The sequence below is a fragment of the Campylobacter sp. 2018MI13 genome (assembly GCF_018501135.1).
In the GTDB taxonomy this organism is placed as follows: Bacteria; Campylobacterota; Campylobacteria; order Campylobacterales; family Campylobacteraceae; genus Campylobacter_E.
Genome location: NZ_JAHCZC010000039.1, coordinates 1 through 16,589, shown reverse-complemented (window position 1 = coordinate 16,589; position 16,589 = coordinate 1). Strand labels below are relative to the sequence as shown.

Annotated in this window: 17 protein-coding genes and 1 pseudogene; 3 read left to right on the top strand and 15 right to left on the bottom strand. The window is 28.9% G+C overall.

Features of this window, described 5'->3' with window-relative positions; translation table 11 throughout:
- The 14 genes and pseudogenes from KJQ99_RS05415 to KJQ99_RS05350 form a co-directional block, all read right to left on the bottom strand.
- The coding region (locus tag KJQ99_RS05415) for a hypothetical protein (RefSeq protein ID WP_214150217.1) at window positions 1–803 on the bottom strand (803 nt) is incomplete at its 3' end.
- A gap of 31 nt (window positions 804–834) precedes the next feature.
- A complete protein-coding gene (locus KJQ99_RS05410) occupies window positions 835–1,032 on the bottom strand; it encodes a hypothetical protein (protein ID WP_214118589.1) in 198 nt (65 codons plus the stop codon).
- Between the two features lie 372 nt (window positions 1,033–1,404).
- Window positions 1,405–1,596 (bottom strand): hypothetical protein, encoded by a 192-nt coding sequence (locus KJQ99_RS05405; protein ID WP_214118591.1) that lies wholly within the window; start codon window positions 1,594–1,596, stop codon window positions 1,405–1,407.
- On the bottom strand, window positions 1,593–3,419 hold the full coding sequence (gene rpoD / locus KJQ99_RS05400; protein ID WP_214118593.1) for an RNA polymerase sigma factor RpoD: 1,827 nt from the start codon (window positions 3,417–3,419) through the stop codon (window positions 1,593–1,595). The genes KJQ99_RS05405 and rpoD overlap by 4 nt, the downstream gene beginning before the upstream one ends.
- Window positions 3,420–3,483: 64 nt before the next feature.
- On the bottom strand, window positions 3,484–4,110 hold the full coding sequence (locus KJQ99_RS05395; protein WP_214118595.1) for a uracil-DNA glycosylase: 627 nt from the start codon (window positions 4,108–4,110) through the stop codon (window positions 3,484–3,486).
- Window positions 4,091–4,612, bottom strand: a complete 522-nt coding sequence (rnhB, locus tag KJQ99_RS05390; RefSeq protein ID WP_214118597.1) for a ribonuclease HII — start codon at window positions 4,610–4,612, stop codon at window positions 4,091–4,093. The genes KJQ99_RS05395 and rnhB overlap by 20 nt, the downstream gene beginning before the upstream one ends.
- On the bottom strand, window positions 4,599–5,651 hold the full coding sequence (locus KJQ99_RS05385) for an ATP-binding protein (RefSeq protein ID WP_214150216.1): 1,053 nt from the start codon (window positions 5,649–5,651) through the stop codon (window positions 4,599–4,601). The genes rnhB and KJQ99_RS05385 overlap by 14 nt, the downstream gene beginning before the upstream one ends.
- The gene (pckA, locus tag KJQ99_RS05380; RefSeq protein WP_214118600.1) at window positions 5,648–7,207 is read right to left on the bottom strand and encodes a phosphoenolpyruvate carboxykinase (ATP); all 1,560 of its coding nucleotides are present in this window, start codon (window positions 7,205–7,207) and stop codon (window positions 5,648–5,650) included. The genes KJQ99_RS05385 and pckA overlap by 4 nt, the downstream gene beginning before the upstream one ends.
- 32 nt (window positions 7,208–7,239) lie before the next feature.
- A pseudogene (locus KJQ99_RS05375) lies at window positions 7,240–8,562 on the bottom strand (sodium-dependent transporter); the annotation flags it as partial.
- 393 nt (window positions 8,563–8,955) lie between these two features.
- Window positions 8,956–9,708, bottom strand: a complete 753-nt coding sequence (locus KJQ99_RS05370) for a UDP-N-acetylmuramate dehydrogenase (RefSeq protein ID WP_214118603.1) — start codon at window positions 9,706–9,708, stop codon at window positions 8,956–8,958.
- A complete protein-coding gene (locus tag KJQ99_RS05365) occupies window positions 9,698–9,967 on the bottom strand; it encodes a hypothetical protein (protein WP_214118605.1) in 270 nt (89 codons plus the stop codon). The genes KJQ99_RS05370 and KJQ99_RS05365 overlap by 11 nt, the downstream gene beginning before the upstream one ends.
- Complete coding sequence (gene eno / locus KJQ99_RS05360) at window positions 9,967–11,172, bottom strand: phosphopyruvate hydratase (RefSeq protein ID WP_214118607.1); 1,206 nt, start codon at window positions 11,170–11,172, stop codon at window positions 9,967–9,969. Before eno ends, KJQ99_RS05365 begins: the two co-directional genes overlap by 1 nt.
- Window positions 11,150–12,205 (bottom strand): recombinase RecA, encoded by a 1,056-nt coding sequence (recA, locus tag KJQ99_RS05355; RefSeq protein ID WP_214118609.1) that lies wholly within the window; start codon window positions 12,203–12,205, stop codon window positions 11,150–11,152. The genes eno and recA overlap by 23 nt, the downstream gene beginning before the upstream one ends.
- A gap of 13 nt (window positions 12,206–12,218) precedes the next feature.
- On the bottom strand, window positions 12,219–13,388 hold the full coding sequence (locus KJQ99_RS05350) for an MFS transporter (protein ID WP_214150215.1): 1,170 nt from the start codon (window positions 13,386–13,388) through the stop codon (window positions 12,219–12,221).
- A gap of 63 nt (window positions 13,389–13,451) precedes the next feature.
- On the opposite strand from KJQ99_RS05350, the gene thyX reads away from it, so the two are divergent.
- From thyX to KJQ99_RS05335, 3 genes are read left to right on the top strand one after another with little or no spacing between them, the layout of a single operon-like run.
- Window positions 13,452–14,075: an FAD-dependent thymidylate synthase gene (thyX, locus tag KJQ99_RS05345; RefSeq protein ID WP_214150214.1), complete on the top strand. Its 624-nt coding sequence runs from the start codon at window positions 13,452–13,454 to the stop codon at window positions 14,073–14,075.
- Window positions 14,062–14,928: a menaquinone biosynthesis family protein gene (locus KJQ99_RS05340; protein ID WP_214150213.1), complete on the top strand. Its 867-nt coding sequence runs from the start codon at window positions 14,062–14,064 to the stop codon at window positions 14,926–14,928. Before thyX ends, KJQ99_RS05340 begins: the two co-directional genes overlap by 14 nt.
- Window positions 14,925–15,443 carry a cysteine hydrolase family protein gene (locus KJQ99_RS05335; protein WP_214150212.1) on the top strand — a complete coding sequence of 173 codons (519 nt, stop codon included), beginning with the start codon at window positions 14,925–14,927 and terminating at the stop codon, window positions 15,441–15,443. Before KJQ99_RS05340 ends, KJQ99_RS05335 begins: the two co-directional genes overlap by 4 nt.
- A 51-nt stretch (window positions 15,444–15,494) precedes the next feature.
- Here KJQ99_RS05335 and KJQ99_RS05330 read toward each other — a convergent pair whose 3' ends face one another.
- Complete coding sequence (locus KJQ99_RS05330) at window positions 15,495–16,541, bottom strand: hypothetical protein (RefSeq protein WP_214150211.1); 1,047 nt, start codon at window positions 16,539–16,541, stop codon at window positions 15,495–15,497.
- Window positions 16,542–16,589: the final 48 nt, after the last annotated feature.

Here is a 16,589-nt window from a genome sequence, read left to right as displayed (position 1 = left end):
ATTATATTTATTAGATTAATTTCTATATTTAAAGAATTTAAGATTTTTTTCTCATCTTCACTAAGCTTACTATAATCATCATTATTTATTTTTATAAGAGCATTGGCTAAATCGCTTTGTCTTTTAATATCTTCTTGAGTTGCTTTAGCAATACTTTGTTGCAATTTATTTTTATCAATATTATTCATAATTATTTCTACTACATAATTAATCCCAGCTACTCCGTTTTTCTCTAGACCTGTTATTGCTAAATCATAATTTTTATCATCTTGAATATAATAATTCATCATATTACTAATACTTGTATAGTTTTGCAATTCTCCTAAAAGCTCCAGACAATCTATATCAGTTTTACTAATATTAGTAAAAACATTGCTATTTGGAAATTGAAGTTTTATATCTAACATTTCAGTTTTATTTAAAACACCATTTTTATTAATATCTGCATTTAAATAGTTTTGCTTAAAAGCAACATAATTAAACCAAGAACCAACATAAGAAGCAGCGTCTTTTTGCAAAATCAATTTATCATCAAAATATTTAAAATTATCTTCATTAAAAAATTCTTGTAATTTTTCACGATTTTTATTGCTTAAATCAAATCCTATTGTTTTTTGATTAAAAGCAAAATAAGTATTGTAAAAATCATTTTTATTAGTTTTATACTCGGTATTATATATACTTTTTACATCAGTAGCCTTTACTTGCTCTGCTTGATTAAAAACAACTTGGTTTAAAGCTCTAATATCTTTACACACAACATTCAAAATAGGCTTAGTAATATTAGTATTTGATAATCTCATATTAATCCTTTTAGGTAAGACAATTGCTTACCTAAAATAACCTATTCCAATTATCCCTAATAGTCATACCTTGCATAGCACAAGTATATAACGTTGCACACTTAAATTTAAAGGTATTATTTGTTGGAGGATAACCATAATAAGACATATCTCCAAATCTATTATAAGAATATGCGCTAGCACTCGTAATAAAACCTAAAGCCAAAATAGCTAAAACTGCTTTTTTCATTGAAATTCTCCTTTCATTAATGATTTGAATTATTATAATTTGATTTTAATTAATACTATTATTATTTTATTTAATATTTTGATATATTGTAACTTTTAGTAACATTAAATTAAGTAAATTAAAAATATTTAATTTTTAACCCCTAGCAATGCTAGAAATGTTTTAGAATATATCTTATAGCTGTGTTAAATTGATTGTTAATATTCAAATCAGCACTGAAAATTCTTTCATAACCTAGATTTAATCTCAAATCGTTATTTAGATTATAATCTTAACTAATATTAAAATAAAATTGATTGTTTTTTTTTGCTTTATAAATTCTAAGCCATAAAAAGGCTTTTTAATAATAATTTTTAAAAAGCCTTTTGAAATTCAAATCTCTTTGCCTAATTTAAAGCCAAGTTCTTCTAAGCATTTACTAAGATAATCTTTATCATCGCAATCAATGATAATTGTTTTTAAATCATCACTAAAAGTAATATTATTAAACTCATCTTCTAAATTATCTTTAATTTTTTTAACACAATGAGAGCAATTTACATTAAATATTTCATATTTTTTCATGAACTTGCTCCTTTTAATTGTTTTCCGTATTTAGGGAATTTAAGTTTTTTAATAGCTGTGCTTTCTATTTGTCTTACACGCTCACGAGTGATTTTTAACTCACTTCCTATCTCTTCAAGAGTTCTATCACTCTCATCATCAGTTAGTCCAAAACGAAGTTTAATAACGGTTTTTTCCCTTTCATTAAGTTGCTCTAAAACTCCATTTATTTGCTCTTTTAAATCTTCTTTTAAAATATGCTCAAGCGGACTAATACTGCTTCTATCTTCTACACTATCACCAAATCTTCCATCATCATCACTTCCAACAGGTGCGTCAAGACTTACAGGTTCTTTTGCTATTTTCATAACTTGCTTAACCTTATCTTCACTCATACCTATTTCTTTAGCAATTTCATCAATTGTAGGCTCTTTTCCACATTCTTGAACACGCTTTTTACTAAATTTATTAATCTTATTAATCGTATCAATCATATGGATTGGAATTCTAATTGTCCTTGCTTGATCAGCTACCGCACGGCTAATTGCTTGTCTAATCCACCAAGTAGCATAAGTTGAGAATTTATATCCACGCTTATATTCAAACTTATCAACCGCTTTCATAAGACCGATATTTCCTTCTTGAATAAGGTCAAGAAATGCTAAACCACGATTGGTATAGCGTTTAGCAATACTTACAACTAATCTTAAGTTTGACCTAGCCATCTTACCTTTTGCAGTATCGCTAATATTTTTACCACGCTTGATTTGTTCTAAAATCTCTTTTAATCTTTCTTTATCCATATCAAAGCAATTTTCACTAGCTTCTTTTGTCTGGAATAGCTTTTTAATCTCCATATAAGTGCTAACCATAGTATTTTCTAAAGCTAATTCTGTGATTTCTTCTTTACTTAAATTAGTAATATTATCTAAGATTTTTTTATGTCTTTCTTTTAATTCATCACTAAACATAGGCAAACGATATTCTAAGCGTTTTAATTCTTTATCAAAATCTACATCACTTTTTAAAACCGTTTCCATAGATTTTACGATTTCATTAATTAGTTTAGAAGTTGGCCCTAAAGCTAATAATTTTTCTTTTAAAATATTCTTTTTGAAAGCAATATTTATATGATTTTGCAATTCATCTTTGCTAAGTTGCTCTTTGTGTGAGCTTTTTAACCATTCTTTTTTTGCCTTTTCTAAAGCTTTAAAGCTTTCAATTACTTTAATTGCTCTTTTATCTTCTTTTAAAGATTTTACAGGCTTTCTTTCTTCATCGCTATCATCTAATTCATCTTCTTCTAAATCTTCTTCATTTTCATCTTCATCATTATCAAAATTCTTAAACAATTCTTTCACACGACGCTCGCGATTAATTAAAGCATCTTTATAGTCTAATATGAAATCAATTAGATAAGGAACACTACAAAAAGCGTCAATTATAATATCTTCGCCAAGTTCAATTCTTTTGCTTATTTCAACTTCTTCTTCTTTGCTAAGCAAATCAATCTGACCCATCTCTCTTAAATACATTCTAACAGGGCTTTCACTTCTACTAATTTCGCTTAAATCATAATCTTTGCTTAAATCGCCTTCTAATTCATTTTCTCTTAATAATTCTCTTTGTTTTGCTCTTTCTTTTGCTTCTTTTAGATTTCTCATTTTAGCAATTTCTGCCGAGCTTAGAAGATTTACATTATATTCTTTTACTAAATTCTTAATAGTCTTTATATTTGCTGCTGTTGGAGCTTTTTTAAATAACTTAACTATCATCTCATAAGTTAAATAATCATCTGTATTGTCCTTAAACAAAACCTCTAATTCTTTATCTAAATCTGCCATTTTTGCTCCTTTTTGAAAAAACTTACATTATACAAAAGATTAATAAATTAAGCATTATTAAAAACTATTCTAACCAATTAATTAGGCTTTTATTTTTTGATTTTAAGTATTCATTACATTTTAAAAAATGTTGATTGTTAAAAAATTTACCCCTTGCAAGTGGGCTTGGATGAGCCGAGCTTAATATTAAATGCCTTTTAGTATCAATATATTTTGCATAATTATTTGCAAAACTCCCCCACAACATAAAGACTAAATTATCATAATCATTATTAATTCTTTGTATAACATAAAGGAAAAAATCTTCCCATAAATGCTTGTGAGAATTAGGTTTGCTCTTTTGCACGCTTAAACTTGCATTTAATAATGCCACGCCTTGTCTTGCTAAATAGCTCAAATCACTTTGTAAAAATACAGCTTCATTTGGATAATCATTTAAGATTTCTTTAAAAATATTTCTTAAACTAGGTGGAATTTTAATACTAGATGAAAACGCTAAACCATCAGCACTTCCATCGTGATATGGGTCTTGTCCTATAATCACTACTTTTGGAATTTCACATAATTTAAAGGCTTTAAATAAATCCTTTTTTTGTGGATAAATTATATTATTTTCATATTCGTAATCTAAAGCCTTTAAAAGCTCTTTACCCTTAGCAGTAGCTAAATAATCATCTACTATATTTAGCACAAAAGCTCCTTCTATGTAATAAACTTAAGCCGTGAATTTTAATAGCTTCTATGTGAGCTTTGGTTCCATAGCCTTTATGAGATTTAAAATCATATAAATTATCATCTAAATTAGCCATAAAATTATCCCTACTAACCTTAGCTAAAATACTTGCAGCCATAACGCAAGGCTCTATCTCATCAGCATTTATTAGAGTTTTTATACCCATTCCATAATCAGTATTACCATCAAATAATAATTCATCTTTTTCAAAATGCTCTATAATTTCTCCTAAAGCTTTTTGATAAGCCGCTCTAATTCCATTTAAATCTATATATTCATTATCAACAAAAACTACTAAATAATCAGAGTTTTGTTTAATTATCTCATACAAATTCTCACGCTTTTTTGCACTTAGTTTTTTACTATCATTTAATTCGTTTATATTTATTTTTAGCTTACAAGCTGCAAGCACTAATGGACCTGCAAACGCTCCACGCCCAGCTTCGTCAATCCCAATCATTTAATTCCTTTGAAATTAGCCAAGTATTTAAAGTAAGTCCTATAAATCTAATTTCATCATTAACGAAATTAAATTGCTCGTTTAATGATAAAACTAAGATATTTTTAAGCCCTAATTCTTTGGCTTTTTTGCTTAATTTTTTGCTTTTTAATTTTATAAAATCTTTATTAGTAAAAGCTTCGCATAGTATTCCTAAACTAGCCGAACTAATAATAAAATTTATATCATCATCATAAAAAATCTCATCATAAACCATCAAAAGTTCATTAGCTATTAAATTCTCATAAGTTTTAGAAAAATCCTTTTTAAAACTAAGTGAGTTTTTCATTGAAAAATCATAAAAATAAGGCTTTTTTAGATTTTTTTTAATATGCTTTACCCAATGCAATAAAAATCTATCTTCTAAAGAATAAACGCATTTAAAAAAATCATTTTTTGCTATTTTTTTATGTTTTAAAAACTCACTAAAAAGACTTAAAATACTTGTTTGAACGCCTATTTTTAAAGCTAATTCTTTAAGAGTGATTATTTCGTTTTCACTTAAATGCTGTTTTAAAATAGCTTGAGTATTTAAAGCAGCGTTAAATGGGTCTAAATCCACATTGGCAGGATTTTGCCCTAATAATAAATAATTTGATAAATGCTCGCTAGGGCTATAATTTTTCTTTGAAAATGAAATAAATTCTTCATAATCTAAAAAATTAAGCCTTATTTTAATAAAGTCTTTATAAGAATAATTTTTATTAGAGCTTAATATATAACAACGCTCTAAATTTCCTAATTCAAATTCTAAAAAAGGCTCATTTATTATTAAATTTTTGATTTTATTTTTTTCTATGAAGCTTTTAAAATCAGCATTTATAAATCTTAAATCACTCATATTAATATAAGTAAATTCATCTAAATTATAAAATGCTAAAGATTTTTTACCACTAGAAATTGCCCCATAAATTAGGGCAAATCGTGGTAAGGTATCTAGTTTTCTTGGTTTTAAACCATCTTTGTTTATTTTAAATTGTAAAAAACTATCTAGGCTCATAGCTTAGGACTAGCGTCTAAAAACTCATTAGCCTTATCGCCGTATCTTTTGAAATTCTCTATAAACATTTTTGCTAATTTATCTCTTGTAGCTATGAAATCAGCTTCATTTTCCCAAGTTTTAATAGGATTTAATAATCTTTCATCAACCCCATCTAAACTCTTTGGCACTGCTAAATTAAATACATCATAATTGTAATATTCACAATTTTGAATAGAGCCATCTAAAATAGCGTTAATGCAAGACCTAGTCGCTTTTATACTCATTCTTTTACCAACGCCATAACTTCCACCGCTCCAACCGGTATTTACTAAATATACATTTACATTGTGTTTTTTAATCTTTTCACCCAATAATTTCGCATAAACACTAGGACTAAGCGGCATAAATGGTTCGCCAAAACAAGCAGAAAATGTAGCAACAGGCTCTTTTATACCACGCTCAGTTCCTGCAACTTTTGCAGTATATCCACTTAAAAAATAATACATTGCTTGAGTGTTGTTTAGTTTTGATACAGGAGGTAAAACACCAAAAGCATCAGCACATAAGAAAATTATATTAGATGGATGACCTGCTTTTAAGCTTGGTTCGTGATTTTCAATATGCTCTATTGGATAGCTTACACGAGTGTTTTCTGTCTTACTAGCATCACAAAAATCAACTTCTTTAGTGCAAGTTATAACTACATTTTCAAGTAAAGCATTTCTCTTAATCGCTGCGTAAATTTCAGGCTCACTATTTGGGTCAAGATTAATACATTTTGCATAGCAACCTCCTTCGTAGTTAAACACACCATTATCATCCCAACCATGCTCATCATCACCTATTAAAGCACGATTTGCGTCTGTGCTAAGAGTAGTTTTACCTGTGCCACTAAGACCAAAGAATAAGCAAACATCTCCATCTTTACCAACATTCGCACTACAATGCATACTCATCTTACCTTGTAAAGGCAGCCAGTAATTCATCATAGAAAACACACCTTTTTTCATCTCGCCACCATACCAAGTGCCAAGAATTAATCCTATGTTATTTTCTATATCAAATCCTACGAATACATCGCTATTTAAATCTTGATATTTATACATTTCATTTTTTAATTTGCACGCATTTATGATTACAAAATCAGGTTTGAAGTCTTTAAGTTCTTCATCACTTGGGCGAATAAACATATTTTTAACAAAATGTGCTTGCCACGCAATTTCTGTTATAAATCTTATTTTTTTTCTACTATCAAGGCTAGCTCCACAAAATACATCCATAACATAAAGCTTTTTGCCATTTAAATATTCTTTTGCTCTTCTTAAATTATCATCAAAAATATCTTTAGTGCAAGCCCTATTTACATTGCCCCACGCTATATTTTCACTTGATGGATGAGAATTTACAAAATACTTATCCTTAGGGCTTCTACCCGTAAAAATACCTGTATCAACTGCAAATGTGTCATTTTGACAAACTTCACCTTCACGGCACTCTAACTCGTGAGCTCTTAACTCATCATAACTTAAATTGTAAAAAATCTTCTCCGGCTTTATGCCTAAATCTTCTAACATTTTTAACTCCTGTAAATAAAAATTGCCTAATTCTACTTTAAAAAACTTCCTAAGGGGTAAAAATTATTAATTAATATCAAAATTATTATAATTGGTGTTACAAATCTTAAAAAAATAAAATAAAACTTAGTTAAATTTTTGCCAAATATAGGTAAAAAGATTTTAAAGAATGAATATCTTTTCATTAAAAATCCAGCATAAATACTAGAAAACAACACTCCTAAAGGAAGCATTATATTACTTGTGAAAAAATCTAAAGCATTAAAAGTATTAAAGCTAAGCTTATTAGCCATTCCAAGAAGAGCTAAAATACCTATTATATAAACAAAAATTCCAATAATAATCAAAGCTTTTTTTCTACTCATTTTATTTTCAAGATAAAAAGTAAATGGTTCAATCATAGAAACAGCACTCGTAATTCCTGCAAAAAATAAAGCTATAAAAAAGCTAAATGATAAAATTTCGCCTAGAAAACCAAATTTTGAAAATAAAGTAGCAAGGCTAACAAATACAAGTCCTGCTCCACTCTCATTAGGATTTGCTCCGAATTTAAATACAAAAGTAAAAACAATAAGTCCCATCATAAGACCTATTAAAAGATTTATAAACACTACAAATAAACTTGATTTTAAAATATTAGTTTTTTCATCTAAACTAGCAGCATAAGTGCTAATACAACCTATCCCAAGACATAAAGTAAAAAGACTAAGTCCTAAAGCATCAAGCAAAGAATTAAGCCCTAATTTAGAAAAGTCAGGTTTAAATAAAAACTCACACGCATCTAAAAATCCATCTTGAGTAAAGCTAAAACCTAGCATTAATAAAAGTATTACAAATAATGCAGGCATTAAAATCACATTTAATTTCTCAATCCCATTAATTATCCCGCGACTAACTATATAAATAGTCATAAAAAAGCAAACACTAAAGCAAATTATGCTAATAAATAAATTCTCGCCTATTGCATTATTAAAAAGCGCTCCTGCTTCATCTAAGGTATTAGGTAAAGAAAAACTTAAAAATATATAGTGAAATACTAAAGATAAAACCACTAAATAAAACGATAATACAAGTATGCCAGTAAGCATAAAAACTCCACCCATTTTGCATAATTTTGGCTTAAATCTAGCAAGGGTAAAATAACTTGTAGCTAAATCACTTTTAGTAATTTTTCCTAATGCAATTTCTGCTAAAAATAAAGATAAACCTAAGGTTAAACATAAGAATAAATAAAGTAAAACAAAGGCAGAACCACCATTAGTCCCAACCATTGTAGGAAATTTCCACGCATTTCCAAGTCCAACAGCACCACCCGCAAGGGCTAAAACAAAACCTACTTTAGAAAAAGTGCTCCTAGCTGAGCCAAAGTAAACTCCTCATAATAATCTCCTTTTTAAAAAATAAGCCAAAATAATAACCTAAAAGATAGCAAAATGCAAGGAAATTAAAAATTATTTGTATATTTTTAATAAAAATATTAATTTTAATGATATTTTAGGGTTAATTGCCCAAATCAATAAGATAAAAGCTTTAAATAATTTCAAAACTAAGCAAAATAGAATAAGCCGTAAATGTCAATAAACCTACTAAAATCAATACAAATATGATAATTTTGAAAATATTCAAAACAAATTCCTTAGAATATAAATAATTTATTAAATTTTTAAATTGATAATGATTATAATACCCCCCCCCATTAACAAAAGTAAATAAATTAAAAATTTTTTGAAATATTTTTATATTGGAATTTAATTTAAAATAAGAACTTCAGGTTCTAAAAGTATATTAAATTGCTTCAAAACCTCATCTTGTGCTAGATTTATCAAATACAATGCGTCTTCAAAACTAGCTTTATTAAAATTTATTAAGAAATTTGCGTGCATTTCGCTAATCTTTGCACCGCCTTTTACCTTGCCTTTAAGCCCTGCTTTATCAATCAATGCTCCTGCGCTAAAGCCTTGTGGGTTTTTAAAAATACTACCAAAACTAGCACCTTTTGGCTGATTTTCTCGCATTTTGCTAAATTGCTCTACTAATTCAAGGCTAAAACCTTTGTTTAATCTAAGCCTAATAGCATAAATTGTGCCTTTTATATCACTATTTCTATAAGTAAAATTTGGCTTAATCCATTCATTATCAACATTTACTTCTAAAATATAATTTTTTATTTCAAATTCTTTCATTCCTGCATTCATTTTAGTAATGCCGCCCATTTGTCCTGGTAGGTGCGATAAGAATTCTAAACCTGTTAGATTGTTTTTCTTACAATAATTAAATAATTTATATGAGCTAGTTCTAGCCCCTATTTCTAAATAATCATTATATTCTTTAATATATTCGTATTTTTTGCCTAAAATTGCAAGATTTTTAGGCTGATTGATTAGCAAATTACTAGCATTTCCAATGACTAAATAATCGTGTTTAATCATCTCATCAATTACTTTTACTTCACAATTTGCGCCGATTTTTACGCTTGAGTATTTTGAAAAATCAATTATCATAATCGCCTTGAATGCTTAGCAATTCAAAATAATCTTTTTGCAATTGTGCATTGGTTTTATTAAGCTCGTATATTTGATTTTTTAGCTTTTCTATCCTTGCATCTAGCATCATAGTTGTCTCTATTGATGATTTAGAAAACAATATTGCAAAAAGCCCAAAAAATAAAATAAATACATAAAGGGCAATTTCTAAAATGCCCTTTGTAAAAATCTTTAAATTAGACTTTTTATAATTATGATTGTCTAATAATTCTTGCATTAAAATCCTGCTTCAATTTCAAGCAATCTATTATATTTAGCTGTTCTTTCTCCCCTTGCAGGAGCACCTGTTTTAATATACTTGCAAACTAATGAAAAATCAGCTATGAAATTATCTTCACTCTCCCCACTTCTATGGCTCATTATAGTATTATAGCCATTTGCGTGAGCTAGTTTAATAGCGTCTATTGTTTGAGAGATTGAGCCGATTTGATTAGGCTTGATTAAAATCGCATTTGCCATACCTTCATCTATGCCTTTTTGTAATAATTTAACATTAGTTACAAATAAATCATCTCCTACTAATTGTGTTCTTGAGCCGATTTTTTTAGTTAAATTAACCCAGCCTTCATAATCTTGCTCTGCAAGTGCATCTTCTATGCTTAAAATAGGATATTTTAATAATTTTTCATACTCATTAATCATCTCATCGCTGCTTAGCTTTTTGCCCTCATAATCATATTTTCCATCACTATAAAGCTCACTTGCTGCAACATCTAATGCTAGATTGATTTTGCCACTAAAACCTGCTTTATTAATAGCTTCTAACAATAATTCAATAGCTTCTTCATTGCTTCTTAAATTAGGTGCAAATCCACCTTCATCTCCTAATGCTGTGCTTAAGCCTTTTTTCTTTAAAATATCTTTTAAAGTATGATAAGTAATTGCACTTGAGAATAATTTTTCTTTAAAAGTATCAAAACCCGTTGGAAGCAACATAAACTCTTGAATATCTATATTATTATCAGCATGAGCTCCACCATTTAATACATTTAGCATAGGTGTAGGAAGTGCGTTAAACTCTCCACATAAATATCTATATAATGGTAAATTACTAGCATTTGCTCCTGCTTTTGCAACTGCCATTGAAATTCCTAAAACTGCATTAGCACCTAAGCTAGAATAATTACTCGTGCCATCAACTGCTAATAAATGCTCATCAATTTCTCTTTGATTAAATACGCATTTACCTATAAGTCCAGCTGCAACATGCTTAGCATTATTTACTGCTTTACTTACGCTTTTACCGAAGAAATAGCTCCCACCATCTCTTAATTCTAAAGCCTCATTAATCCCTGTGCTAGCACCACTTGGAACTATTGCTTCACCACTAATACCATTTTCTAAAACTACCTTAACCTTAACGCTAGGATTACCCCTACTATCTAGCACTTCAAGTGCATCAATCTTCGCTATTTTCACCAACTTCTCCTTCTAATGTAATATCATCGCCTATACTAGCTTTAATTTTTTCTGCAATTTCATTTGCTATTTCTTTGTTTTCTTTTAAGAAAATTTTAGCATTTTCTCTACCTTGACCTAGTTTATTACCACCATAGCTAAGCCAAGCACCACTTTTATCTACAATATCAAGCTTAATACCATAATCAATTAATTCGCCTTCGTAGCTAATGCCTTCTCCATACATAATATCAAATTCTGCTGTTTTAAATGGAGGTGCAACTTTATTTTTAACTATTTTTGCTTTTGTTCTATTTCCAATAGGCTCTTCGCCTTGTTTTAATGTAGCGGTTTTTCTAATATCAATTCTTACACTTGCATAGAACTTAAGTGCATTTCCACCCGTTGTTGTCTCTGGGCTTCCATAACCTGTTTGACCTATTTTCATACGAATTTGATTTATGAAAATTACCATTGAGTTCATCTTGCTAACTACTGAAGTAAGTTTTCTTAAAGCTTGGCTCATAAGTCTTGCTTGAAGACCTACATGAGTATCTCCCATCTCTCCATCAATTTCAGCCTTAGGAGTAAGTGCAGCAACACTATCTACTACTATAAGCTCTACCGCTCCACTACTTGCTAAGCGTTCTACAATCTCTAATGCTTCTTCTCCGCAACTTGGTTGAGATACTAAAACATCATCAATATTTACGCCTAAATTCTTAGCATACACAGGGTCAAGTGCGTGTTCAGCGTCAATAAAAGCACAAGTATAACCCATCTTTTGAGCTTGAGCTACGATTTGAAGTGTTAGCGTTGTCTTACCACTACTTTCTGGTCCATAAATCTCTACTATTCTTCCTTTAGGAACTCCACCAATTCCAAGTGCAATATCTAGCCCAAGTGAGCCTGTAGAAATTGGCTCAGCCTTTACAATAGGCTTATCTCCAAATCTAACAATAGCACCTTCTCCACAAGCTTTATTAATGCCTTTTAATGCAGCTTCAAGGGCTTTTGCCTTATCTTCAATTACTGCTGTTTCTTTTGCTTTTGCCATACCTTTCCTTTTTTTAATTTCTTAATTTGATTTTTAACCTAAGATTATAAATAAATAAGAATATTGCAATAAACATAGCTATTAAAAATGCGTCTCTTGGATGATGAAGATTGAAAATATGTTCTAATAATTCATCTATTAATGGACTAGAAAATTGTCCGCTAAATGTCGCAATACTAGCTAATGCCATATTTGTAGCTAGGTTTTGTTTTTTACTTCTAGTGCTAATTTGTGAAAACAAAAATGGTAAGCTAAAGCCAACTGCAAGACCATTTAAAATAGCTGCAATTATTCCTATTATTAGCATTAAATTAATTCCTGCGATTTCTATATGTTCGCTAAATCTTATAGCAAAAAGTAAAAAGGCTAAAATATAAATAAATGCTCCTAAGATTTTGATTTTTGTTCTAATTTTTTTGACAACTTTATGTAAATTCATAGAAGCAATTGCACCAAACAAGCCATTAAATCCCATAATTACACCAATAAAACTTGCGCTAATAATTTGCTCTTTTTGATAAATTATTGAAAAATTATTCGTAAAATTAAAAAACAAAACTTGGACTAAAAATAAATTAATATAAATTCCACTAAGATTTTTTATATTTCTTAAATCTATTTTCTTTTTCTTCTCCGCTATTTTTATATTAGGTAAAAAAATCATATTTAAAACAAATAAAACCAAAGCAAAAAGATATATTAAAAAGCTATATTGCCAAGAAATTGACGCTAAAAAACCAGAAAAACTAACGGTAATAACTGCTCCTAATTGATTACACATTGCACTAAGTCCCATTAGTTTTCCTTGCTCTTCTTTTTTAAATAAAAAGCCAAGTAAAGAAACGCTTAATGGCATTAAAAAGCCAGTGCCTAAGCCTAAAATCGCTCTAAACACCAAAACCTGAATTATGTCATCTAAGAAAAACGGAGCAACTCCACCTATTATAAATAAAGTAAAGCCTATAAAAGCAAGTTGCTTAACGCTTAAATAATTTGCTAATTTTGCAAAAATTAAGCTTGAAAAGATAATAAAAAGTGAAGGTAAAGTAATAATTAATTTAATAAGTAATTCACTATCATTTGAAAAATGCTTAGCAATAAGTCCTAAAGCAGGTGCAACGGCAGCTCCACCTGTAACGGTTGCTAAGGAAATACTTAAAATTGAGATTTTTAGCATATTCATTGAAGTTTCCTTAAGATTTATATAAAAAAACTATAATGAAAAAAATCAAATTAAAGGCAAATAATGAGAATTACACTACTTAATTACACCCCACTAAATATCTGTTCTCACGCTATGAGAACTTGTTGGCAAAGCTTTGATAAAGGCGATAACGGAGGAGAAAAAGACTGCGAACTAATAAATCGTATCGGAAATATTTATAAGCACTCTAGCACGCTTGAACATTTAAATTATAATTTTTATATTCAAGGCATTTCAAGAGCTTGTTTGCAAGAATTAGCAAGACATCGCCACGCAAGTTTATCAGTAAAAAGCACTAGATATACTCTAAAAGAACTAAGAAATGAAAGTGAGTTTAAGGAATTTGATTTTGCTAATGCACAAAAATATATTGTGCTAACTGGAAATCGCTTGGTTGATAATGCTAGTATTTGTGCTTTAGAAAAACTAAGAATTATTTTAAATACCGAAGGAATGACACAAGATATTGCCAAATATGCCTTGCCAGAATGTTATAAAACCGAGCTTACTTGGAGTATAAATGCAAGAGCTTTACAAAATTTCTTAACTCTTAGAACTAGTAAAGCTGCACTTAAAGAGATTAGAGAGCTAGCTTACAATATTTATGAAGCTTTACCCGAAGAGCATAAATTCATTTTCAAAGGTTGCTTAAATGAAGCAAATTAGCCTAGCTCATAGCCCTGATGCTGATGATATTTTTATGTATGCGGCAATTCGCTATGGTTGGATAAGTTCGGAGTTTAATTATACTAGCGTTGCTGATGATATAGAAACGCTAAATAAAGCAAGTTTAAATAATATTTATGATGTTTGTGCAATTTCTTTTGCTGTGTATCCTAAAATTCAAAGCGAATATGCCTTGCTAAAATGTGCTACTAGTTTTGGCAATGGCTATGGTCCAAAACTCATCACTCTAAAAGATAAGGTTTTAAAACCTAATTTTAAAGTGGCTTTAAGTGGGGAAAATACCACAAATGCTTTAATTTTTAAACTAGCATATCCTAATGCAAGAATTACTTATATGAACTTTTTAGATATAGAAAAAGCTGTTTTAGATGGTAGTGTAGATGCTGGGGTGTTAATACATGAGAGTATTCTTAATTTTAGTGATAAATTAAGAGTTGAGCGTGAGATTTGGGATATTTGGGCGGAGTTTTGCAAGGCTGAATGTGGCGAAGTGCTTACCTTACCACTTGGTGGAATGGCAATACGCCGCTCTTTAATGCTAAGTGATGCAATTAAAATTGAAAATGAGCTAACTCGTGCAGTAAAAGTCGCTACTCAAAATAAAGCTTTATTAAGTCGTATATTGCTTGGCAAAAACGAAGTGAGAGTAAATGAAGATGAGCTTAATAAATATCTAAGTCTTTATGCAAACGATGATAGTATTAGCTTAAAAGATGAGCAAATAAAATCACTTGAAGTATTGTTTAAATTAGGTGAGCGAGTTGGCTTTAGTCCTTGTGATGTAAGGCTTAATCTAATTCCAAACGAATATGAAAGCTTAAGAAATTCATGAAAAATCTTTTAATAATAGTAGATTTTCAAAATGATTTTGTAACAGGCTCTTTAGGATTTTTAAAAGCACAGAATTTAGAAAATATCATCTTAGAAAAATATGAAAAATATCTTAAAAACAATGATGAGATAATCTTTACTATTGATACACATAATGATGATTATTTAGACACTATAGAAGGGCAAAATCTACCTATTAAACATTGTATTAAAGGCACAAATGGGATAGAAATTTATGGAAAATTAAATGAGTTTTCTAAAAATCATTTATGCTTTTATAAAAATACTTTTGGCTCAATTGAACTTGGAAATTATCTAAGCAATAAAAACTATAAAAATATTGAAATAGTTGGACTTGTAAGTAATATTTGTGTCTTATCAAATGCAGTAATTGCAAAATCTGCACTTCCTAATGCAAATATTTTTATAGATAAAAACGCAACCGCTAGTTATGATGAAGACTTGCACCAAAAGGCTTTAGAGATTTTAAAAAGTCTTCATATAAATATTATTTAAAAAATACTTAATTCAAATTCTAAAATTGAATTTGAATTAAATCATATTAATTTATGCTAATTTATCTAGCGTTTTATTCTTTAGCAAATCTTTTACTATATCAGCACTATCGTGAGTAAAATCACCTAAAAACTCATCACTTTTTGCCATTTTCTCATCTATATAAGTCTTATCAACATTTAAAAAATTAGCGTAATGCTCGTTAGCTTTATCATTAGCTTTGTTAAATTGCTCTAAAAGTTGAGGATTTTGCAATGAATTTGGGTCAATGTTTAAGATTTCAAGTTTATCTAAATCAGCCTTACTAAGTGCTTTTACTCCGTTTGTATTAATTGTGTTTTTAATCCTTGTTAGGCTTGATAGTGCGTTTGCGATTTCTTGCTTTTTCTTTGCTTCTTCATCATCAACATTAGTGCTTTTTATTTCATTTGATGCTAGATTTACATTTTGAGTGCTTGTATTTTGTGTGTTTAGGTTTTGTGGATTTTTATTAGCTGCAAATTCTTCGCTCTCACCTAAAGTTATCGTATCATCAAAATCACTATTTGATAATATTGTTTGATTTAATGCTTCATCAATATTTTTAGGCACAGAATCTAAAATCGTAGTATTATCAGCTAAAAAACGCTCAATTTTTTGATAGCTTTGATAATTTTGCGGATTTGTTCCATCTAAACTAAACTTAGCTACTACATTAAGCTCTAATAATTCATCTTTATTTAAAAAATCATTATTGTTTTTATTAGCAGCTACATATCCCCTAGCATAAGCAATATCACTAAACCAACCACTTATATATTTTTCTGCATTACCATTTAAAATAATACTGCCATCTTCACGCTTATAAAAGTCTTTGCTATCAAAATGGCTTTTTAATTTATCTAAACTCTCATCACTAATACTTGCAGAACTTATGCCATTTTTACTTTCAAAATAGATTTTATTGCCACTATTATTGCCTGTTTTTATATCATCAATTTTATTATTTTTGATATTTTCATCAATTTGTTTTAATTCGCTTTCACTCTTTACTCCACCAAAACTCTCGCCCATTTTATGATAAGTATTATTATAAATATTAGATAAATTAACTTGCATTAAATCTCCTTTTTAAATAATTAATTTTCGTTTAATTTTATTTAATGA